Genomic DNA, 21269 nt, shown 5'->3' on the forward strand with positions numbered 1-21269 from the left:
GTCCCCGAGGGGAGCGCCCCCCCGGTCGGGGAGGCCGCCCGCCGGGCGGGCGGACCCTCCCCGCGGTCAGGGTTCGAGGAGGGTGTCCCCGACGTAGCCGCCCTCGGCGCAGCCCGGGGGGACGGCGAACACGGCCGAGCCGACTGCGGTGACCCACTGGTTGAGCAGGTCCAGCTCGTCCAGCCGCCGCTGGATGGGCGTGAACTGGCGGACCGGGTCGGCCTGGAAGGCGGCGAACAGCAGCCCGGCCTCCGGGGTCCCGTGGTCGCGCAGGTCGTAGTTGTAGCCGCGGCGGAAGATCCGCTCGTCCGGGTCGTCGGTGCGGGCCCGGCGCACGTGGGCGAAGTCCGGGACCACCGTCAGCCCGGTGGCGTCGGTGGCGGCCAGGTCCACGGCGGCGTGCTCGCCGCCGCCGGTCAGCGGCGCCCCGTCGGCCAGGCGGCGGCCGATGACCGCCTCCCGGGCGGGCCGGTCCAGCTCGTCCCAGGTGTCCAGGTGGGTCGCGATGCGGCGCAGCACCAGCCCGGTGCCCCCGGACAGCCAGGCCGGCCCGGCCTCCCGCCACACCAGGTGGTCGAAGTCGGCGGTCCCGGGCCGCGGGTTGACCGTCCCGTCCACCTGGCCCATGAGGTTGCGCATGGTGGTGCCGTCGGCCTCGGAGCCGTACGCGCGCCGGAACCCGCTCTGGGTCCATCGGACCCCGGTGAACGCGCGCGCGTCCTTGCCGAGCATCCGCACCGCGTGCGCCACCGTCACCGGGTCGTCCGCGCACACCTGGACCAGCAGGTCGGCCTGCCCCCAGCGCGGGTCCAGGTCGTCGTGGTCGAACTCCGGCAGCGGCCGCAGCCAGCCGGGGACGGCCCCCGGGTCCACCCGCTCCACCAGCCCGGGACCGAACCCGAACGTGACGGTGAGCCCGGCGGGCACGGCCGCCAGCTCGGGCTCGGTGTCGGCCAGGGCGGGTTCGCCCCGGGTCAGCCGGGCGGCGTCGTCGCTGAGCAGCCGCATCAGCCGGCGCACCCCCTCGGCGTCCACGTCCCGGCCCAGGTCGAAGGCGCAGAACGAGGCGTGCGCCTGCGGCGGGGTCTCCACCCCGGCCTGGCGGGGGCCGTGGAAGGGCACTACCCGTTCCCCGTTGCGGGGCCCCGCCGCCTGCGCGGCCGGGGTGTCCGCCCCCCGCCCGGCGAGGACGCCCCCGGCGGCGCCGACGGCGGCACCGGCCCCGGCGGCCGCCCCGCCCAGCAGCAGGCCGCGTCTGCTGATGCCCGCCATCAGTGCCCCCCGTGCCCGTCGCCCTCGTACTCCTCGTTGGCGCCCGCGTACTCCTTGACCGGCGCGGTGAACTCGGCGGTGGAGCCGTCGGCGAACTCGACGGTGACGGTCGCCTCGTCGCCGGGCTCCAGGTCCTCGGTCAGCTCCATGAGCATGATGTGGTCGCCGCCCGGGGCCAGGCTCCGGGTGCCCCGCGCGGCCACGGGGAAGCCCCCGTCGATCTCGCGCATGGTGGAGTCGGCGCCCTCGGTGACGACCTCGTGCAGTTCGACCAGCCCGGCGGCGGGGTGGTCGGCGGCCACGATCACGATCTCGGCGTCGGAGCCGTTGGCGATCTCGCCGAACACCCCGGTCATGCCGCCGGCCCCGGCGGCCTTGACCCACGGGTCGGTGATGGAGAAGGCGTCGGCCTGGACCCCGGCCTCGGCCGCGGCCGGGGAGGGGGACGGGCTCGCGTCCGGTGCGGCCGCGGCGCCGGTCTCGACGGCTCCGCCGCCCCCGCAGGCGGTCAGCGCCAGCCCGAGCAGGGTCGCCGCCAGCGCGGGCATGGTACGGGTGCGGATGGTGCGGGTGGGGTTCACGGTGCCTCCGATGCGGGGCCGCTCCACTGCGGCCGTTCACCACCGGGAGTCGGATGCCGCACCCGTTCGGTTCCCGGCCGCCCCGGGAAATCCGCGGCGGCCCCGGGAAAACCGCGTCGGCGGCTCAGGAACCCCGTTTGCGCCGGTGCACGGCGATCGCCTTGGGCGCGGCGGCGTTGGCCGCGCCGTGCACCACCACCTCCAGCAGGCCCTCCCCGTAGGAGGCGTCCACGTCGCGTTCGGTGACCCCCTCGGGCAGGGTGATCTCGCGGCGGAAGGTGCCCATGAACCGCTCCGACGAGTAGTAGACGACCGTCCCCTCCTCGTCCCGCCTGCGCTCCCCGCTGATGGTGAGGACCCCGTGGTTGAGGCTGACGGCCACGTCCTGCTCGTACACCCCGGGCACCTCGCAGCGGATGACCAGGTCCTCGCCGCGGGCGAGGATGTCGGTGGGCGGGCTCCAGGCGTCGGCGTAGCCGCGTTCGCGCAGCCCCACCTGGCTGGTCTCGATCGACGCCATGGCGTCGGAGACCCGGTTCATCTCGGTGATCATGTCCACGACCCCGTGGAACGGGTTGCTGAACCTCTTCGGCGCCATCGCTGGCCCCTCCTTCTTCTAGCGCGAGCGGCCGCCGGGCGGGCGGTGGGACGGCATCCGGTCCTCGGGTCCGTACACGGTCTCGGGCCCGTGCCTGCGCGGCTCGTCCTTGAGCGCCTTGGCCAGCCCCCAGCACATGAACAGCAGGATCACCGCGAACGGCAGCCCGGTGACCACCGACGCCGCCTGGAGCGCGGCCAGCGCCTCCGAGCCGCCCAGGACCAGCAGGACCAGGGTGACGGCGCCCTCGCTGATCGCCCAGAACGCCCGCTGGAGCTTGACCGGGTTCGGGTCGCCGCCGTTGGTGAGCATGTCCACCACCAGGGATCCCGAGTCGGAGGAGGTGATGAAGAAGACCGCCACCACGACGATCAGCAGCAGGGAGATGGCCACCCCGGCGATCGGCCCGACCGGCAGCATCTCGATGAGCCGGAACGCCCGGTCCTCCTCGGTGAGCGCGTTCAGGCCGCCGCCCTCGAAGAGGTCGTAGTACAGCCCGGCCCCGCCGAACACCCCGAACCACAGGACGGACACCAGCACCGGGGCGAGCAGGGCGCCGATCACGAACTCGCGGATGGTCCGCCCGTAGGACACCCGGGCCAGGAAGATGCCGACGAACGGCGCCCAGGAGATCCACCAGCCCCAGTAGAAGATGCTCCAGGTGGTGGTCCACTCCGCGGCCTGCGGGTCCGTCAGCGGGCTGGGGAAGGACAGGCTCCACGGCACCAGGTTGGCCAGGTACTCGCCCAGGCCGGTGGTGGTGATGCTGACGATCCACAGCTTGGGGCCGAGCAGGAACACGATGAGCAGCAGGATCGCCGCCAGCCACAGGTTGAGCACCGACAGGCGGCGGATGCCCTTGTCGATCCCGGACAGGACGCTGAGCAGGGCCACGGCGGTGATGACGATGATGAGCACCGAGTGGACCAGGGCGTTGGGCTCCAGGCCGAACACGTACTGGAGCCCGCCGGCGATCTGGAGGGTGCCGAACCCCAGCGAGGTGGCCAGTCCGAAGATGGTGCCGAACACGGCCAGGATGTCCACCAGGTTGCCGGGCCAGCCGAACGCCCGGTCGCCCAGCAGCGGGTACAGCGCGGAGGCCGGGCGCAGCGGCAGCCCCTTGCGGAACGTGAAGTAGCCCAGGGACAGGCCCAGGGCGATGTAGATCGCCCACGGGTGGAAGCTCCAGTGGAAGAAGCTCAGCGCCATGGCCTCGCCCGCCGCCGCCACGGAGGGCGCGTCCCCCTCGGCGGCCAGGTGCTCGGACGAACGCGGCCAGTGCAGGTGGTGGACGGGCTCGGACACGCCCCAGAACACCAGGCCGATGCCCATGCCGGTGGTGAAGAGCATCGCGAACCAGGCGACGGTCCCGAACTCGGGCCGGGAGTCGTCCGGCCCCAGCCGGATGCTCCCGTACTTGCTGACCATCAGGAACAGGGCCAGGACGAGGAAGAACGTGGTGGCGAGCACGTACAGCCACCCCAGGCTGGCCCCGATCCAGTCCCGGGTGGCCGTGGCGGCGTCCAGGAGCGGGTCGGTGAACGCGATGCCCAGGATCACGAAGGCGAGGATGACGATCCCGGACACCGCGAAGACCATGGGGTTGGTGTGTTCGCGGACGTAGGCGAGCAGGGTCGAGATGACGACTCCTCCCCAACCGCGGCGGGGGTTCCCGGGTGGAGTGTCGGCCGGGCGCGAAGCCGGACGCGGACGGTTCTGTCGGCATCGTAGGAGCGGGGCCCGCGCACGGCCGGGAGCCGCACGGGTGCGGAGGTTCGGTGGCGGACCGCCGCGATCGTGGAGGAAACGGGGAGAAGCGGGGGAAAGGGGCGGTCAGGGCGCCTCGGAGAGCCGGTCCAGGGTGCGGCCGACCCGGCCCAGCCAGTCGACGATGACGGCCAGTTCCTCGTCGGTGTAGTCGCCGTGCAGCTCGGTCATGGCCGCGCGCATCCCGGGCGCGGTGTCGGGCGAGGCGCGCTTCGCCTTCTCGGTGAGGCGCACGGCGACCTTGCGCCGGTCGCCGTGGTGGCGGGTGCGTTCCACCAGGCCGTGGTCCTCCATGCGGTCGATCACCCCGGTGACCGAGCCGGTGGACAGGCACAGACTGGTGGCGATCTGTCCGGGTGTCATCGTGCCCGCGACGCGCAACAGCGTGTAGCACTGGAAGTCGGTGGGGTTCATCCCGGAGCGGTCGGCCATCCGGTGCAGGAGCTTGATGAGCCGCACGGCGAGCATCTGCCCGTCGTTCTGCAGGGACATGTACAGCTCGGCCCGGGGGGCGGTGGGGCCGGGGGGAGAAGCGGCGGCCGACGCGGTGTCCATGGTTCCTCACTCACCGGTGGATCGGTACCTCCGATCATGCCCGAGTCTACGGTCCGCGGGAGCCGGTGATCCCGGTTCGCGGAGGTTGGCCGGACGGGATGGGGGAAATGGTTCGTTTATCAAGATTCATGGAATACGAGGGGTTTTGATGGGACCGTCCGACCCGGAGGAGGCAGTCGTGGCCCCCGTCCTGAACGGCCGTCGGCCGAACACACCCGAGGGCGATCGCGTGCGCGGTGAGGTGGAGGCGACCCTGCGCGCCCACCTCGACCGGCGCCTACGCGAGGCCGAGCACCTCGACACCGGTTTCGCCCGCGACCTGGCCGACCGGACCGCCCGCTTCACCCTCGACGGCGGCAAACGCCTGCGGCCCCTGCTGGCCTGGTGGGGGTGGCGCGCCGGCGACGGAGAGGCGTCCGGACCCGCCGCCCGCTCGGCCCTGGCCGCCTGTGCCGCCCTGGAACTGGTGCAGACCTTCGCCCTGGTCCACGACGACGTCATGGACGGCTCCACCCGCCGCCGGGGCCGCCCCGCCGTGCACACCCTCTACGAGGAGGAGCACCGCCGCCTCGGCCTGGCCGGGGAGGCCCGCCGCCACGGCGAATCGCTGGCCGTGCTCGTCGGCGACCTCGCCCTGGTCTGGGCCGACGACATGCTCGCCGAGGCCCTGCCCGGCACCCCCTGCCCCCGGCCCGCGCGCGCCGTGTGGCGGGCGATCCGCACCGAGATGGTGGCCGGGCAGTTCCTCGACGTGCGCGGCCAGGCGCACCGGTCCCGCTCCGAGACCCTGGCCCTGCGCATCGACCTGTTCAAGACCGCCGCCTACACCGTGGAACGCCCCCTGCACCTGGGCGCCGCGATGGCCGGGGCGGACCCCGCCGTCGTCGAGGCCCTGCGCGGCTACGGCCGCGACGTCGGCCTGGCCTTCCAGCTCGCCGACGACCTGGCGGGCGCCTACGGCGACCCCGGGGAGACCGGCAAACCCGTCGGCGACGACCTGCGCGAGGGCAAGACCACCCTCCTCCTCGCCCTGGGCACACGCCTGGCCGACGAACGCGCCGACACCGGCGCGGCCCGCGTCCTCGCACGGGTGGGCCGCGGCGCCGACCCCGCCGAGGCGGCCGCCGCCCTGGACCGGGTGGGCGCCCGCGCCCGGGTCCGCGACCGCTGCCGGGAACTGGCCGAACGCGGCATCGGGCACCTCAACGGCATCGACCCGCCCACGGAGGTCCGCCTCGCGCTCCTCCACCTGGCCCACCGCATCGGGGAGACGACATGACCGCCGCCGACGCCCGCCGCCGGCCCACCCCGCCCCGCCGCGGCCGGGACCGCGTCGTCATCGTCGGGGCGGGCCTGTCCGGACTGGCCTGCGCCCTGCACCTCATCGGCGCCGGGCGCGAGGTCACCGTCATCGAACGCGACCCGCACCCGGGCGGGCGCGCCGGGCGCCTGGACCTGGACGGCTTCCGCATCGACACCGGGCCCACCGTCCTCACCATGCCCGAGCTGCTGGACGAGGCGCTCGCGGCGGTGGGGGAGTCCGTCGCCGACCGGCTCGACCTGGTCCCGCTGCACCCCGCCTACCGGGCCGCGTTCGCCGACGGCTCCACCATCGACGTCCACACCGACCGCGACGCCATGGCCGCCGAGGTGGCCCGGGTGATCGGGGAGCGGGAGGCCGAGGGCTACCTGCGGCTGCGCGACTGGCTCACCCGCCTGTACCGGGTGGAGATGGGCACCTTCATCGACGCCGCCTTCGACTCGCCGCTGGACCTGCTCCGCCCCGACCTGGTCCGGCTGGCCGCCCTGGGCGGATTCGGCGGGCTCGCACCCGCCGTGGGCCGGTTCGTGCGCGACGAGCGGCTGCGCCGGATCTTCTCCTTCCAGGCCCTCTACGCCGGGGTGGCCCCGCGCCGGGCCCTGGCCGCCTACGCGGTCATCGCCTACATGGACACCGTCGCCGGGGTGTACTTCCCCCGGGGCGGGATGCGCGCCCTGGGGGAGGCGCTGGCCGGGGCCGCCGCCGACGCGGGGGCGGCGTTCCGCTACGGCGACGCCGTGACCCGGCTGGAGCGCCGGGGCGACCGGATCACCGCCGCCGTCACCGCCTCCGGCGAGCGCTTCCCCTGCGACCACCTGGTCGTCACCGCCGACCTGCCCGCCGCCCACCGGCTGCTCGGCCACGTCCCCCGGCGGCCCGTGCCCCTGCGGTACTCGCCGTCGGCCGTGGTGCTGCACCTGGGGGTGGACCGCACCTGGGACGCGCTGGAGCACCACACCATCTCGTTCGGCGCCGAGTGGGAGGGCACCTTCGACGAGATCATCCACCGGGGCCGGGTCATGAGCGACCCCTCCCTGCTCGTCACCCGCCCCACCCGCACCGACCCGGCGCTCGCCCCCGACGGCCACCAGCTCCTGTACGTGCTGGCCCCGGCCCCCAACCTCGCCGCGGGGCGGATCGACTGGGACCGCACCGGACCCCGCTACCGGGACGAGCTGGTCGCGACCCTCCAGGAGCGCGGCCTCACCGGCCTGGACGCTGCCATCCGCACCGAACACCTGGTCACCCCCGCCGACTGGGCCCGCATGGGGCTGGCGCGCGGCACCCCGTTCTCGCTCGCGCACACCTTCGCCCAGACCGGGCCGTTCCGCCCCCGCAACACCGTCCCCGGCCTGGCCAACGTCGCCCTGGCCGGGTGCGGCACCACACCGGGGGTCGGCCTGCCGACCGTGCTGATCTCCGGCAAACTCGCCGCCGCCCGCGTGGCGGCCCGAACGGAGGGGCGCCGATGAGGACCGCCGTCACCGAACTCGACGCCGCCGGGATCACCGCCGACCCGCTGCGGCGCGCCTACCTCAGGTGCCGGGAGCTCCACTCCCGCCACGGGCGCACCTACTTCACCGCGACCCGGGTACTGCCCCCGGACCGGCGGCCCGGGGTGCACGCCCTGTACGGGTTCGCGCGCTGGGTGGACGACATCGTGGACGAGCCCGGGCCCGGGGTCACCCGCGCCGAACAGGGCGAACGGCTGGCGGCCGTCGACGCGGACCTGGCCCGGGCGCTGGCCGGCGGGGAGCCCGGGGAACCGGTGCTGCTCGCCCTGGCGCACACCGTGGACCGGTACGCGCTGCCCGCCGCGCACTTCACCGCGTTCATGCGCTCCATGCGCATGGACCTCACCGTCACCGACTACCGCGACCTCGACCACCTGCGCGAGTACATGTACGGGTCGGCGGCGGTCATCGGCCTCCAGGTGCTCCCCGTGCTGGGCACCGTGGTCCCGCGGGAGGAGGCCGAGCCGCCCGCCGCCGCGCTGGGGGAGGCGTTCCAGCTCACCAACTTCCTCCGCGACACCGCCGAGGACCTGGACCGGGGACGGGTGTACCTGCCCGCCGACGTGCTCGCCGCCCACGGCGTGGACCGGGGGCTCCTCGAACACTGCGCCCGCACCCGCACAGCCGACCCGCGGGCCCGCCGGGCGGTCGCCGACCTGGTCGCGGTCAACCAGGGGTTCTACCGCCGGGCCCGGCCCGGGATCGCCATGCTCGATCCGGTGGCCCGCCCGTGTGTCGCCACCGCCTTCCGGCTCTACCGCGCCATCCTGGACGAGATCACCGCCGCCGACCACGACGTGTGGAGCACCCGCCACCGGGTCTCCGACACCCGCAAGCTCGCGGCGGCGGTGCCCGCCCTCGCCCGATCCCTGCTGGCCCGGTCGATCCCGCGCCCCCGCACCTCACCCGAAAGGTAGGTCGCCATGACGCTCCCGGATCCGGCTCCGCGCCGCTTCCCGCTGCGGCGGATGCCCGCCGCGGCGTGGAGCGCGCAGGCCCCCACCTGGCGGGAGGGCTCACCCGCCGTCATCGCGGCGGCGCTCAAAAGGGCGCTGGCCCGGCCCTCCGGCAACTGGTACGTGCTGGCCGCCTCCACCGAGGTCCGCGCCGACAGGCCCTTCGGCCGGGTGGTCGCGGGCGTCGAGCTCGTCGCCTGGCGCACCCCCGACGGGACCGCGCACGCCGGCCCGGGCGCCTGCCCGCACCTGGGCGCCCCCCTGTGCCGGGGCGCGGTCGCCGAGGGCCGCCTGGTGTGCCGCTGGCACGGCCTGGCCCTGGGCGCGGAGGGCTTCCCCGGCTGGAGCCCCTACCCGGTCCACGACGACGGGGTGCTGGTGTGGGTGCGCCTGGACCGCGTCGGCGGCGAGGGGTCCCTGGACGCGCCGGTCGTCCCCGAGCGCCCGCCCCCGGACCGGGCGATCAGCGCGGTCGAGAGCATGGCGGGCCGCTGCGAGCCCGAGGACGTGGTCGCCAACCGGCTCGACCCCTGGCACGGCTCCTGGTTCCACCCCTACTCGTTCGTGGCGCTGCGCGTCACCGAGGTGCCGCGGGGCCCCGACCCCGACCCGGACCGGATGGTCGTCGAGGTGGGGTTCAAGGTGGCGGGCCGCTGGGGGGTGCCGGTGCGCGCCGAGTTCCACTGCCCCGAACCCCGCACCGTGGTCATGCGCATCATCGAGGGCGAGGGCCTGGGCAGCGTCGTGGAGACCCACGCGACCCCGCTGGGCACCGACGCCCGCGGCGTGCCCCGCACCGCGGTCATCGAGGCGACCATCGCCGCCTCCGACCGCCCCGGCTTCGCCCTGGCCCGCCGCCTGTCCGCCGCCGTCCGCCCGGCCGTCCGCGCCGCCGCCCGCCGCCTGTGGCGCGACGACCTCGCCTACGCCGAACGCCGCTACCTCCTCCGCTCCACCGGCCGCTTCCCCGGCTGACCGGTCAGCGCAGATGCCGCCGCACCTCGGCGGCGAAACGAGGCACACCCGTGCGCTCCAGCAGACCGAGCACACCGATGACGGTGGTCGGCTCCCTCCGGTAGGAGGCCGCCTGTCTCTCCAGCGCGGCGAGGGTCGTGCCGGGATGGAGGTCGAGCTGGTCGAGGAGGAAATCGTCCGGATGTACAGCGGTCACGTCGTACGGGGCGAGCGCGCTGTCCGGGAAGTCCTTGATGTTGAAAGTGACGACCACCTCGGCACCACCGCGGACGGCCGCGGCGAGAACATGCCGGTCCTTGGGGTCGTTGGTCATGCCGTCGGCCATGGGTCGATGGCCGTGCACGGTCGCGTCGGGGAACGCCCGCCGCATCTGCGCGATGCGATGGTCGACCTTGGTGGCGGGAACACCGCGCGCGATCACATTGCGGCGCAGCTCATCCAGGATGTCGTCAGACCATAGGGGGCGGTAGGCGCCGGCGGAGGCCAGACGCAGCAGGGTGTCGCAGAGGTAGGCGGGATACAGGACACAGGTGTCCAGGAGGGCGGGGAAGGCCACGGTCGTCCGTTCTCACCGGGTGTTCTCGGGCGGGTCGGTCACGTCGTACAGGCCCGCTTCCTCGCCCTCGGCCGTCATGGCGTCCAGGATGTCCTCCCGCTCGCGGTGCGAGCGTTCCCGGTAGCCGAGCAGGTCGTGGAGCAGGACCCGCCGGTGTCTTCCCCGCATGCTGTAGGGGATCTCTCCCTCGGTGAGCAGTCTGACCAGGGTGGGCCGGGAGATGCCGAGGAGGTCCGCCGCCTCCTGGGTGGTCAGCATCGTGTTGTGCGGGGCGATGGAGATGGCCAGCCCCTGGGACAGCGCCGCCACGACGTCCCGCAGCACGGAGTAGAGCTCCTCGGGGAGTTCGATCTCGGACCCGTCCGGGCCGACCAGCCGGGCTCGCGGACCACCGTCGGCGGTCAGGTCACGAGCGATCTTGGCCAGTGCGGATCGGTCGTCTGGCGGCAGGACGGTGCGTTCGTGCAGTGTGGTGGCCATACCCCCAATCTACCCTATTCGAAAAAAACGAAAACCCTATTGGAGGATGTCGCCCCGGGTGAGGCGGGCGAGGGTGCGGGCGGGGGCGAGGCGGCCGCGGCGGGGGACGGTCCAGAGGGTGTGGCCGGGCAGGCCCCAGCGGGAGAGCAGGGTGTTGGCGGCCAGCAGGCCGGAGGTGGCGGCGCGCTCCATGAGGGCGACCGGCAGGTCGGTGCGCACGTGGTCGCCGGCCAGCACCAGGAACGGGTCCGGGGTCGCCACGCCGGGGCGGTCGCGGTGGGTGCCCGGGGCGAAGAGCGGGCAGTCGGCGCGCAGCTCGTGCCGGGCGTCCACCACGCGCGCCGCGGCCAGCTCCGGGTACACCGCCGCGGCCTGTTCCCACAGGCGGGCGCGTTCGCGGTCGGGGTCGCAGTCCTCGGGCAGGGCGTAGGCGTGCAGCTCCACCACCGAGCCGCCGGTGCGCCGGGCCCACTCCCGGGCCTGGTCCTCGTAGCGGTCGAGCACGCTGACGTTGTCCAGGGTCGGGTACCCGGCGGTGCCCAGGAACGCCTGCCGGTGCGGCCGGACCGGCTGGTCCAGCCAGTACCGCGACACGAGGAACGGCGGCGCCGACTCCAGGCGGGCCACCCGGCCCCGCCACGCGGCGTCGCCCAGGCCGGGCGAGGCGGCGACCAGGGCGCGCACCCCCGGGACGTCGGCGGCCAGCACCACGGCGTCGAACTCCCCGTGGCCCGGCAGCGAGAAGCGCCGCCCGGTCCCCGGGCCGACCCGCTCCACCGGGGTCGCGGTGTGCGTTTTCACGCCCAGGCCGGTGAGGTACCCGACCAGCGGGTCCCACAGCGCCCGCGGGAACGGCGCGTTCGGCACGTCGAAGACCAGCCCCTCGGCCGACCCCAGGAAGTACAGGTGGAACATCAGCGCCAGCTCCGCCGCCGACAGGCGTTCGGGGGCGGCGAAGAAGCTGCGGGTGAACACCTCGAACGCCAGGTGGCGTGCGGTCGGCGGGAACCGGACCGCCTCCAGCAGGTCCACCGCGCTCACGTGGTCCAGCCGCTCGTACACCCCCGGCACGTCCACGTCGAGCAGGTCCAGCGCGGCGGGCAGGTTCACCCGCGCCAGGTCGCGCAGCGGAAAGCTCGGGCTGGTCGCGGCCAGCACCGCCGCGTTCCACGGCGGGGTCGCGGGCAGCCCCGAGAACCGGTCGCGCGGCCCGTCCCGGTGCACCAGCGGGTAGTCGGCCAGCGGCACCAGCGATCCCAGGTCCGGGTCGGCCCGGCGCAGCAGCCCGCGCAGGTTGTAGTACTGGCGGAAGAACGCGTGGAAGCCCCGGCTCATGACCGCCGGCGACCCGTCGGCCAGGACGGTGTCCCAGCCGCGCAGCCGCCCGCCCGGCGACCCCTCCCGCTCGAACACGGTCACGCCCACCCCGCGTTCGGCCAGTCCGCAGGCCGCCGCCAGCCCGGCGATCCCGCCGCCGACCACCGCCGCCTCCGGCGTCTCCCGGGGCCGGGTCCCCGTCGGCGGGCCGGGCGGGACCTCCTCGGCGCGGCGGTCGCGCACGTCCGCCGGACGGCTCACCGGTCCTCCTCCGGGCGTCGGCCCGCGAACGTGTGCGTGATCCCGTACTGCCAGCCCGGCAGCGGAGCCGAGGCCACCGACTCCAGCCCCGCCCGCCGCATCCGCTCCAGCAGCGCCCGGCGGCCGTCGAACTCCAGGACGCTGCGCCACAGGTACCGGAACAGGTCGCCGCTGCCCGTCAGCGCCCGGCCCGCCGGGATGATCACCCCCCAGCACACCGCCGTCCACACGGCCCGCGCCGCCGTGGAGTCGGCCACCGAGTACTCGTGCAGCACCAGCCGCCCGCCCGGCCGCAGCAGGTCCCGGATCACCCCCAGGGCCAGGTCCGGGTCGGGGCAGTTGCGGATCAGGTAGGCCCCGAACACGGCGTCCACCGGCCCGCCCAGCCGCTCGGCCGCCCACCGCGGGGTCAGCTCCTCCGCCCGCGCCCGGTGGAACGACACCGTGTCCGGCCAGGGCTTCTCCCGGGCCGCCGCCAGCATCCCCGCCGAGGCGTCCACCCCCACGATCCGCGCCGACGGCGCGGCGTGCAGCAGCGCCGCGGTGGAGGCGCCGGTCCCGCAGCCCAGGTCGAGCACCCGCGGTTCGGGACCCAGCGCGCCCGGGTCCAGCCTGCGCGCGGAGGTCCGCAGGTGCGCGTGGTAGCCGGGGTCGCCCGCGACCAGCCGGTCGTAGGCCCGCGCCGCGTGGTCGAACCCCTCGGTGACCCCGCCGTCGTGTTTGGCCCGTGTCGTGGCGTCCACGCAGTCCTCCCGGTGTGTCCGGCGTGTAGGCGGCGTTCCCCGGGCAGGCTGGGGGCATGACCGATCATGACGTCGTGATCATCGGCGGGGGCGCCGCTGGGCTCACCCTGACCCACCGGCTGGGCCGGGTCAACCACCCCCGGGGCGGCCCGCCGCGTGTCGCCCTCGTCGAGCCCCCGCCCGGCCCGCACACCCCGCCCCCGCGCACCTGGTGCTTCTGGGAGCCGGACGGCGGCGACTGGGACGGCCTGCTGGCCGCCCGCTGGCGGAACCTGACCGTGGTGGGACCCGGCGGCGCCGCCCGCACCGCGCCCGCCGACCCCTACGTGTACAAGATGCTGCGTTCGGCCGACGTGGACGCCCACGTGCGCTCCCGCGGCGGCTTCGAGCCGGTCCCGCTGCTGGTGACGGCGGTGCGCGACGGCGCCGACCACGCCGCCGTCGAGGGGACGCTGCCCGACGGGACCCCCGCCCGGCTGACCGCCCGCTGGGTGTTCGACTCCCGTCCGCCCCGGCCCGCCCCGGTCGGCCGCACCCTGCTGCTCCAGCACTTCCGGGGCTGGTTCGTGCGCACCCCCGCCGACGCCTTCGACCCCGGCGCGGCCGTGCTCATGGACTTCCGGCCGCCCCAGCCCGAGGGCGCGGTGGCCTTCGCGTACGTGCTGCCGCTGTCGGCGCGCGAGGCGCTGGTGGAGTACACCGAGTTCGGCCCCGAACCGCTCACCACCGCCGAGTACGACCGCGCCCTCGCCGACCACTGCGCCCGGCTGGGCCTGTCCGGGTTCGAGGTGACCGCCGCCGAACAGGGCGTCATCCCCATGACCGACGCGCCCTTCCGGCCCCGGGCCGGCCGCCGCGTCTTCCGGATCGGCGCGGCCGGCGGGGCCACCCGGCCCTCCACCGGGTACACGTTCAGCGGGGTGCTGCGCCAGGGCGCCGCCGTGGCCGCCGCCCTGGAACGCGGCCGGGTCCCGGTGCCGCCGGTCCCGCACCGGCGCCGCCACCTGGCGATGGACGCCGTCCTGCTGCGGGCGCTGGCCACCGGGCGGGTGCGCGGCGCGGAGTTCTTCACCGACCTGCTCACCGCAGGCCGACTCGGCGACGTGCTGGCCTTCCTCGACGGCGGCGGCCGGTGGTCCCGCGAACTCGCCCTGGGGCTGCGCACCCCGGTCGCCGCCATGTCCCTGACCACGCTGGACCACCTGTGGTACTCGGCCCGCACCGCCCTCACCCCGGGTCGAGGGTCCGCACCGCCTCCGACAGCGACCCCAGGTGGCCGCCGCCGGCCCGTTCGCTGAGGGAGCGCCACCCCGCCCCGGCCGTGTACACCGCCACCGCCTGCGGCGAGTCCGCCGCGGCGCCCGCGGCGGCGCGCAGCGCGGCCACGTCCCCGGCCCCGCCCACGTGCGACCAGAGCACCACGGCCCGGGGCGCGGTGCGCCGCACCGTGCGCTCCGTCGCGTCCACCGGGGTGCAGCCGCCCAGTACCAGGTGCGGCAGTCCGCGTTCGCGCAGCGCCGCCGCCAGCGCCTCCACCGGAAGGCTGTGCATCTCCTCGGGCCCGCAGGCCAGGACGACCGGCCGGACCCCGGACGGGGACGGAACGCCGGGCGCGGGGACCCGGCGCAGCGCCGAGGACACGCACCACGACAGCAGGTGCTCCACCTCGACGTAGCGGCGGGTGTCCTCCCACTTGCGGCCCATCCCGTACAGCAGCGGCATCGCCAGGTCCTCCCAGGCGGCCACCACCCCCTCGGTGCGCAGCGCGCGCCCCACCAGCTGCTCCACCAGGTCGGCGTCCAGCCGCATCGCCGCCCGGGCGACCCCCTGGAGGGCGGGCGCGCCGCCCACCGGCAGGGTCTCCCCGCCGGGGCGCTGACCCGGCACCCGCGGGGCCGCGGGGCCGGGACCGGAGAGCACCCGTTCGGCTGCCACCGCCGGTGGCAGCCCCTCGCCGACCAGGCGGCACAGCTCGCGCAGCCGGGCCACGTCCCGCGGGGTGTAGCGGCGGTGCCCGCCGGGACTGCGCTCGCGCGGGCCGATCCCGTAGCGGTGGTCCCAGCTGCGCAGGGTGGAGGGGGCGACGCCGAGCAGGCGGGCGGTCGCCCCGGGTGTCAGTGCGTCGGACATGGCGCCCCAAGCGTTGCGCAAGCGCCGCGAGTTGCCGCGCTTCTCCCTCCCGACCGACTCTAGCTGGGAGGACACCGCAAGGGAGGGACATCATGGACCTGGACACCACGCGTTCGGCGGACCCGCGCCTGGCCATCGTCCACCGCGTCGGGACCGGACTCCTCGGGCTGGTGCTCGTGGGCTTCGGCGTCACGAGCCTGTTCGTGCGGCTGCCGCTGTTCGACACCCGGGGCGAGGTCGTCGCCGGACTCACCACCAACGGGGCGCTCGGCTTCCTGTCGGTGGCCATCGGGTCGCTGCTGCTGTGCGCGACGGTGGTGGGCGGAACCTACTCCTCGACGGTGTCGACCCTGGTCGGAGCGGGTTTCATCGTGAGCGGACTGGTCAATCTGTATCTCATGGACACCGCTTACAACATCCTCGCGTTCTCGATGCCGAACGTCGTCTTCAGCCTCGTCGTCGGCATCGCCCTGCTCACCGTCGGCATGTACGGCCGGTTCACCGGCGGCCTGCCGCACGACAACCCGTACCGCCTGCACCGGGAACGGCGCCGTGACCGCCGGGTGAGCGGGGCGGCCCGGTGAGCGGGCGCACGGTCCTGGTCACCGGGGCCACCGGCTACATCGGCGGGCGGCTGGTCCCGCAGCTGCTGGACGCCGGGTTCGAGGTACGCTGTCTGGCCCGCGACCCCGGGCGGCTGCGCGACCACCCCTGGCGCGACCGCGTCGAGGCGGTCCGCGGCGACGTGGTCTCGGGGGAGGGGCTGGACGAGGCGCTGGAGGGCGTCCGGGTGGCCTACTACCTGGTGCACTCCATGTCCGGCGGCCGGGACTTCTCCGACACCGACGCGCGGGGCGCCCGGAACTTCGCCGGCGCGGCCGCCGCCGCGGGTGTGGAGCGGCTGGTCTACCTCGGCGGGCTGGCGCCCGAGGGCGAGGAGCTGTCCCCGCACATGGCCTCCCGCGCCGAGGTGGGCCGCATCCTGCTGGAGGGACCGGTCCCCGCGGCCGTGCTGCGGGCCGCCGTGATCATCGGTTCGGGGTCGGCGTCCTTCGAGATGCTGCGGTACCTGACCGAGCGGCTGCCGGTGATGACCACGCCCCGGTGGGTGCGCAGCCGGGTGCAGCCGATCGCCGTGCGCGACGTGCTGCGGCTGCTCGTGGAGGCGGCCGACCTGCCCGCGGACCAGGACCGCGCCTTCGACGTCGGCGGGCCCGACGTGCTCACCTACGCGGAGATGATCCAGGGGTTCGCGACGGCGGCGGGCCTGCGCCCCCGCCTGATCCTTCCGGTCCCGGTGCTCTCCCCGGGACTGTCCAGTCTGTGGGTCGGGCTGGTCACTCCGGTGCCGCCCGCCATCGCCCGCCCGTTGGTGGAGTCGCTGCGCCACGACGCGGTGTGCGGCGAGGACGACCTGTCCGACCTGCTCGACGATCACGGCCGCATCGGCTTCGACCGCGCTGTCGCGCTGGCACTGCGCCGTACCGCCGAGGCCCGGGTGGACACCCGGTGGACCTCGGCGGCCTGGGCGGGCGCGCCGTCGGACCCGCTGCCCAGCGACCCGGACTGGGCGGGCGGCAGCCTGTACACCGACGAGCGGGTGCGGGAGGTGGCCGCCCCGCCGGAGGCGGTGTGGCGGGTGGTCGAGGGGATCGGCGGCGAACGCGGCTGGTACTCCTGGCCCCTGGCCTGGGCGGCCCGCGGCTGGATCGACCTGGCGGTGGGCGGGGTGGGCCCGCGTCGGGGCCGCCGCGACCCGGGTCGCCTGCGGGTGGGCGACTCCCTGGACTTCTGGCGGGTGGAGGAGATCGTCCCGGGTGAGCTGCTGCGGCTGCGCGCGGAGATGCGGCTGCCCGGCCCGGCGTGGCTGGAGTTCACGGTCGAACGCGGTGAGGGGCGCACCCTGCTGCGCCAGCGCGCGCTGTTCCGCCCCCGGGGCCTGCCCGGCCACCTGTACTGGAAGGCGGTGACGCCGTTCCACGGGGTGGTGTTCGGGTCGATGTCGCGCAACATCGCCGCGGCGGCCGAGCGGGAGGCCCGCGCCCCGCTCCACGCCTGAGGACCGCCTGAGGGCCGGGCGAGGACCGGCCGAGGGTCGGGGGAAGACAGCAAGGGGCCGCCCGGCCACGACCGCGCCGGAGGGTGTAAGGTCGCGACCAAGAAAAGCTCGAAAAGCAAGATACTTGTTTTCCGTGGCTTGTTGGCGCGCGGCGAAGGGGAACGGCAGTGAACGAGGAGAAGCGACCGGCCCGCCGGTCGCGCCGGTGGATCGGGGCGGCCCTGCTCGTCGTCCTCGTCTGGACGCTGGGGGCCGGACCCCTGGGCGCCTTCCTCGGCCGGCTCGGCGAGGTGCAGACCAACGACCGGGCCGCGTTCCTGCCGGTCGGCGCCGAGTCCACCGAGGCCGCCCGGCTCGCCGAGGACTTCGACCGCGGCGACGCCGTCCCCGCCATCGCCGTCTGGTCGGGGGAGGCCGACCTCACCGAGGCGGACCTGGCCGCCGTCGCCGCCGTCGGTGAGCGGGTGGCCGCCGAGCCCTGGGTGTCCGGCGACGTCATCGGCCCCTTCCCCGGCACCGAGGACCCCTCCGTCGCCCAGCTCGTCGTGCCCGTCGACTCCGCGTACAAGACCTCCGACGCCGTCGAGGAGCTGCGCGCGATCCTCGCCGACCACCCCGTCGGCGACCTGACCGCGCAGGTCACCGGGCCCGCCGGGTACGCCGCGGACCTCGTCGCCGCCTTCGCCGGGATCGACTCCACCCTGCTCCTGGTCGCGGTCTCGGCGGTGCTGGTCATCCTCGTCGCCGTCTACCGCTCCCCGCTGCTGCCGGTCCTGGTGATCCTGGCGTCCCTGCTGGCCCTGGGCCTGTCCGGGTTCCTGGTGTACCTGGCCGCCGACACCGGGCTGGTCAGCCTCAACGGGCAGAGCCAGGGCATCCTGTTCATCCTGGTGGTGGGCGCCTGCACCGACTACGCGCTGCTGCTCGTCGCCCGCCACCGCGAGGAGCTGGCCCGGCACGAGCGGGTCCCGGCCGCCGTCCTGGCCGCCCTGCGCGGGGTCGCCGGTCCTGTGCTGGCCTCGGCCGGGACCGTCGTCCTGGGCCTGCTCTGCCTGCTCGCCGCCGACCTGGCGTCCACCCGCAGCCTCGGCCCGGTCGTGGCGATCGGCGTCGGCGCGGCCGTGCTCTCGGCGATGACCTTCCTGCCCGCCGCGCTGGCCCTGGTCGGCCGGGCCGCGTTCTGGCCGAGCGCGCCGCACCGGCCCGCCGCCGACACCGCCGCCGCCACCGACACCGTTGGCGGTACCGCCGGCGACGTCGACCGCGTCATGGCCGCCCACCCCCTCTGGGGCCGGATCGCCCGCACGGTCGCCCGCCGCCCGCGCACCCTGTGGCTGGCCACCACCGCGCTGCTGGCCGCGGCCGCCGTGTTCGCCCCCGCGTTCAGCGCCCAGGGCACCGGCCAGGCCGAGGTGTTCCGCACCGAGGTGGAGGCGGTCACCGCCCAGGAGGTCCTGGACCGCGGCTTCGGCACCGACGCGGCCGCCGCCCCCGCCCTGGTCGTCGCCGACGCCGACCACCTCGTCGCCGTCGTCGCCGCCGCCGAGTCCTCGCCGACCGTGGAGAGCGCCGCCCCCGTCACCGAGCCCGGGCCGCCCGGGGTCGACCTCCCGCCGCTGACCGAGGACGGCCGCGTGCTGGTCGAGGCGGTCCTCACCGTGGGCCCGGAGTCGCCCGAGGCCGTGGACGCCGTGCGCGAACTGCGCGAACGCCTGGCCGAGGACGCCCCGGACGCCGGCGCCCTGGTCGGCGGCGTCTCCGCCACCGACCTGGACACCCTGGAGACCGCCCGCCGCGACTTCGCCGTGGTGGTGCCGCTGGTGCTGGTCGTGGTCCTGCTGGTGCTCGTCGTCCTGCTGCGCGCCCTGGTCGCCCCGCTGCTGCTCATGGCCGCCAACGTGCTGTCGTTCGCCGCCGCCCTGGGCGTGGGCACCCTGGTCTTCGACCACGTGCTGGACCTGCCGGGCGCCGACCCGGTGGTGCCGCTGTTCGCGTTCGTCTTCCTGGTGGCGCTGGGCATCGACTACAGCATCTTCCTCATGTCGCGGGCCCGGGAGGAGACGCTGGCCCACGGCCACCGCGACGGCGTGCTGCGGGCGCTCACCGTCACCGGCGGGGTCATCACCTCCGCCGGGGTGGTGCTGGCGGCGACCTTCGCGGCGCTGGCCGTCATCCCGCTGCTGTTCCTGCTCCAGCTGGCCTTCCTGGTGGCGTTCGGCGTGCTGGTGGACGCGCTGCTGGTGCGCACCGTGCTGGTGCCCGCGCTGGCGCTGGACGTGGGTCCGCGCACCTGGTGGCCGGGCCGTGCCGGACGGGTCGGGGCCTGATCCGGCGGTCACCTGCTTCGGCGGCTCAGAGGGGGTCGCCGGGCAGGTCCCGGTAGGTGGCGGCCAGCTTGTTGGTGAGCGCCGCCAGCGGCAGCCGCGCCCCGTCGATCGCGGTCACCGGGCGCACCCCGGTGACCGCGTTGGTCACGAACGCCCCCGCCATCCGGGCCGCGGCCGCCGCCGACAGCGGCCGGGTCGAGACCGGCACGCCCATGTCCTCGGCCAGCCCGGTCAGCAGCCGGGCGGTCACCCCGGGCAGCGCCGGGGCCTGCGGCCACACCAGGCCCTCGCCGTCCAGGAAGCAGATGTTCCAGGTGGGCCCCTCCGACACCCGGCCGTCCACCCCGTGGAACAGGGCGTCGTCGTGCCCGTCCAGCTGCGCGGCCCGCCGCTGGCGGATCGGCCCGAACAGGCTGGTGCCCTTCACCCGCGGGGTGTCCCGCGTGTACAGGCGCGTGCCCAGCCGCAGCGGCGGCGGCAGCCGGTCGGGGACGGGCGCGGGCCGGGTGGTGACCAGGATCTGCGGAAGGCTGCGCTTGGCGGGCCTGCCCAGGTCCAGCCCCGGGTCGAAGACGGTCACCCGGATGACGGCGGGGGAGGGGTGCGCGCGGGCGCTGCGCCGGGCGAGTTCGCGCACCCGCGGGATGTCCAGTTCGGTGCCGAACAGCGTCCGGCAGTCCCCGCGCAGCCGGTCCATGTGCAGCTCCAGGCCGCGCACGCGCAGGTCGGTGACGAGCATGGTGGTGAAGTGGCCGTAGCCGTGGAGGGCGAGGGAGGCGAGCTCCCCGGTGGTGGCAGGGCGTCCGTTCAGTTCCATTGCGCGCCCATCATGGCATTTCGGGACCAGTGTCACGGGGCTTTTGCTCCGCCTCGCGCGAAGCGGTGGCGAACCCCCAGGTCAGCGCGGCGCCGATCGCGCGTTCAGCGGGCGCAGCCGGCCGGTGCCGTCAGCCGGTGCCCTCCGCCTCGCGGGCGAGGAAGGCGGTGAGCAGCTGCTCCTCGGAGGTGGCCAGGTAGGTCTCCAGCTCGGCGGCCGCGGCGGTGTGGTCGCCCTCGACGAGCAGCGTGTGGATGCGCCGGTTCCAGTCCAGGTAGGGGGCGTGGAACTCGCGGGGCGCGTCCATCACGTGGAAGACCAGCCGGGTCTCGGCCAGGACCCGGCTCATGAACTCGTCGATGCGGGTGCTGCCCGACAGCCCGGCCAGCGCCTGGTGGAAGTGCATGTTGGCGGTGCCCACCCCCCACCAGTCGCTCGCGTCGCGGGCCGCCTCGCCCTCGTCGACGGCCCGGCCCACCGCCGCCACGGCCTCGGGGTCGGGGTCGGTGGCGGTCCGCACCGCGGTCAGCTCCAGGGAGCGCCGCGTCTTGAACAGGTCGCGGACGTCCTCCGCGGTGGGCAGCGTGACGAACACGCCGCGGTGCATCTGGTGGACCACCAGGCGTTCGCGGACGAGCAGCCGGAACGCCTCGCGCAGGGTGTTGCGGGAGACGCCGAGCTCCTCGCACAGCCGTTCCTCGGACAGCCGGCGGCCGGGCGGGTGGTCGCCGTCGATGACGGCCTCGCGCAGCAGCTCGGCGACCCGCTCGGCCTGGCTGGGCAGCGGCAGCAGCCGTCGGGTCGGCCTGCCGATGCGGTCGTCCGTGGCCGTCACTGGGGCTCCTCGCTGGGAAAGGGTCGGTGCGCCCTCCCATTGTCACCGATGCGACGGGGTTCCGGGCGGCGGGACCCGGACGGTGCGGTGTGAACGGACCGTTACACCGGTGACCGGGGATTTTACGGACCGACTCTTTACCCGTCTCGTTGGATTGAAGTATTGTTCAACAATCCAACGGCGTGGAGTGGTCCGCGTCACGTCG

Annotated in this window: 20 protein-coding genes; 8 read left to right on the forward strand and 12 right to left on the reverse strand. The window is 75.2% G+C overall.

The features are described from left to right. Positions 1-66: 66 nt before the first annotated feature. The 5 genes from ACJOT3_RS01760 to ACJOT3_RS01780 all read right to left on the reverse strand — a co-directional run bounded on the left by ACJOT3_RS01760 (position 67) and on the right by ACJOT3_RS01780 (position 4773). Positions 67-1272: a Dyp-type peroxidase gene (locus ACJOT3_RS01760; protein ID WP_406968007.1), complete on the reverse strand. Its 1206-nt coding sequence runs from the start codon at positions 1270-1272 to the stop codon at positions 67-69. Next, a complete protein-coding gene (locus ACJOT3_RS01765; RefSeq protein ID WP_406968075.1) occupies positions 1272-1820 on the reverse strand; it encodes a copper chaperone PCu(A)C in 549 nt (182 codons plus the stop codon). The genes ACJOT3_RS01760 and ACJOT3_RS01765 overlap by 1 nt, the downstream gene beginning before the upstream one ends. A 157-nt stretch (positions 1821-1977) precedes the next feature. Then, the gene (locus ACJOT3_RS01770; protein WP_406968009.1) at positions 1978-2451 is read right to left on the reverse strand and encodes an Hsp20/alpha crystallin family protein; all 474 of its coding nucleotides are present in this window, start codon (positions 2449-2451) and stop codon (positions 1978-1980) included. A gap of 18 nt (positions 2452-2469) precedes the next feature. Then, positions 2470-4050 carry a BCCT family transporter gene (locus ACJOT3_RS01775; RefSeq protein ID WP_406968011.1) on the reverse strand — a complete coding sequence of 527 codons (1581 nt, stop codon included), beginning with the start codon at positions 4048-4050 and terminating at the stop codon, positions 2470-2472. A 234-nt stretch (positions 4051-4284) separates the two neighbouring features. Further along, complete coding sequence (locus ACJOT3_RS01780) at positions 4285-4773, reverse strand: MarR family winged helix-turn-helix transcriptional regulator (protein WP_406968013.1); 489 nt, start codon at positions 4771-4773, stop codon at positions 4285-4287. Between the two features lie 178 nt (positions 4774-4951). Between ACJOT3_RS01780 and ACJOT3_RS01785 the strand changes: the two genes are divergently transcribed. From ACJOT3_RS01785 to ACJOT3_RS01800, 4 genes are read left to right on the forward strand one after another with little or no spacing between them, the layout of a single operon-like run. Next, positions 4952-6052 carry a polyprenyl synthetase family protein gene (locus ACJOT3_RS01785; RefSeq protein WP_406968015.1) on the forward strand — a complete coding sequence of 367 codons (1101 nt, stop codon included), beginning with the start codon at positions 4952-4954 and terminating at the stop codon, positions 6050-6052. Next, positions 6049-7566 (forward strand): phytoene desaturase family protein, encoded by a 1518-nt coding sequence (gene crtI / locus ACJOT3_RS01790; protein WP_406968017.1) that lies wholly within the window; start codon positions 6049-6051, stop codon positions 7564-7566. The genes ACJOT3_RS01785 and crtI overlap by 4 nt, the downstream gene beginning before the upstream one ends. Beyond that, positions 7563-8525, forward strand: a complete 963-nt coding sequence (locus ACJOT3_RS01795; RefSeq protein WP_406968019.1) for a phytoene/squalene synthase family protein — start codon at positions 7563-7565, stop codon at positions 8523-8525. The genes crtI and ACJOT3_RS01795 overlap by 4 nt, the downstream gene beginning before the upstream one ends. 6 nt (positions 8526-8531) lie before the next feature. Continuing rightward, the gene (locus ACJOT3_RS01800) at positions 8532-9539 is read left to right on the forward strand and encodes a Rieske (2Fe-2S) protein (RefSeq protein ID WP_406968021.1); all 1008 of its coding nucleotides are present in this window, start codon (positions 8532-8534) and stop codon (positions 9537-9539) included. 4 nt (positions 9540-9543) lie between these two features. Here the strand turns inward: ACJOT3_RS01800 and ACJOT3_RS01805 are convergent, their stop codons facing one another. The 4 genes from ACJOT3_RS01805 to ACJOT3_RS01820 are packed head-to-tail and all read right to left on the reverse strand — an operon-like array spanning position 9544 to position 12896. Continuing rightward, positions 9544-10095, reverse strand: a complete 552-nt coding sequence (locus ACJOT3_RS01805; RefSeq protein ID WP_406968023.1) for a PIN domain-containing protein — start codon at positions 10093-10095, stop codon at positions 9544-9546. Between the two features lie 12 nt (positions 10096-10107). Further along, the gene (locus ACJOT3_RS01810; RefSeq protein WP_406968025.1) at positions 10108-10575 is read right to left on the reverse strand and encodes a helix-turn-helix domain-containing protein; all 468 of its coding nucleotides are present in this window, start codon (positions 10573-10575) and stop codon (positions 10108-10110) included. 36 nt (positions 10576-10611) lie between these two features. Then, complete coding sequence (locus ACJOT3_RS01815) at positions 10612-12153, reverse strand: FAD-dependent oxidoreductase (protein WP_406968027.1); 1542 nt, start codon at positions 12151-12153, stop codon at positions 10612-10614. Further along, a complete protein-coding gene (locus ACJOT3_RS01820) occupies positions 12150-12896 on the reverse strand; it encodes a class I SAM-dependent methyltransferase (protein ID WP_406968029.1) in 747 nt (248 codons plus the stop codon). Before ACJOT3_RS01820 ends, ACJOT3_RS01815 begins: the two co-directional genes overlap by 4 nt. Before the next feature lie 56 nt (positions 12897-12952). On the opposite strand from ACJOT3_RS01820, the gene ACJOT3_RS01825 reads away from it, so the two are divergent. Next, the gene (locus tag ACJOT3_RS01825) at positions 12953-14194 is read left to right on the forward strand and encodes a lycopene cyclase family protein (protein WP_406968031.1); all 1242 of its coding nucleotides are present in this window, start codon (positions 12953-12955) and stop codon (positions 14192-14194) included. Here ACJOT3_RS01825 and ACJOT3_RS01830 read toward each other — a convergent pair. After that, positions 14124-15026 carry a MerR family transcriptional regulator gene (locus ACJOT3_RS01830; RefSeq protein WP_406968033.1) on the reverse strand — a complete coding sequence of 301 codons (903 nt, stop codon included), beginning with the start codon at positions 15024-15026 and terminating at the stop codon, positions 14124-14126. The two genes, ACJOT3_RS01825 and ACJOT3_RS01830, sit on opposite strands and share 71 nt — an antisense overlap. 92 nt (positions 15027-15118) lie before the next feature. On the opposite strand from ACJOT3_RS01830, the gene ACJOT3_RS01835 reads away from it, so the two are divergent. The 3 genes from ACJOT3_RS01835 to ACJOT3_RS01845 all read left to right on the forward strand — a co-directional run bounded on the left by ACJOT3_RS01835 (position 15119) and on the right by ACJOT3_RS01845 (position 19412). Further along, complete coding sequence (locus ACJOT3_RS01835) at positions 15119-15610, forward strand: DUF4383 domain-containing protein (protein ID WP_406968035.1); 492 nt, start codon at positions 15119-15121, stop codon at positions 15608-15610. Then, positions 15607-17085, forward strand: coding sequence for an SDR family oxidoreductase (locus ACJOT3_RS01840; RefSeq protein WP_406968037.1), 1479 nt, complete (start codon positions 15607-15609; stop codon positions 17083-17085). The genes ACJOT3_RS01835 and ACJOT3_RS01840 overlap by 4 nt, the downstream gene beginning before the upstream one ends. A 167-nt stretch (positions 17086-17252) precedes the next feature. Further along, a complete protein-coding gene (locus ACJOT3_RS01845; protein WP_406968039.1) occupies positions 17253-19412 on the forward strand; it encodes an MMPL family transporter in 2160 nt (719 codons plus the stop codon). Positions 19413-19437: 25 nt separating this feature from the next. Here the strand turns inward: ACJOT3_RS01845 and ACJOT3_RS01850 are convergent, their stop codons facing one another. Both ACJOT3_RS01850 and ACJOT3_RS01855 read right to left on the reverse strand, forming a co-directional pair. Continuing rightward, positions 19438-20229: an aminotransferase class IV gene (locus ACJOT3_RS01850; protein WP_406968041.1), complete on the reverse strand. Its 792-nt coding sequence runs from the start codon at positions 20227-20229 to the stop codon at positions 19438-19440. A gap of 130 nt (positions 20230-20359) precedes the next feature. After that, positions 20360-21064: a GntR family transcriptional regulator gene (locus ACJOT3_RS01855; RefSeq protein ID WP_406968043.1), complete on the reverse strand. Its 705-nt coding sequence runs from the start codon at positions 21062-21064 to the stop codon at positions 20360-20362. Positions 21065-21269 lie beyond the last annotated feature (205 nt).

This window comes from Nocardiopsis protaetiae (assembly GCF_045446735.1).
GTDB classification, from domain to species: Bacteria; Actinomycetota; Actinomycetes; order Streptosporangiales; family Streptosporangiaceae; genus Nocardiopsis; species Nocardiopsis protaetiae.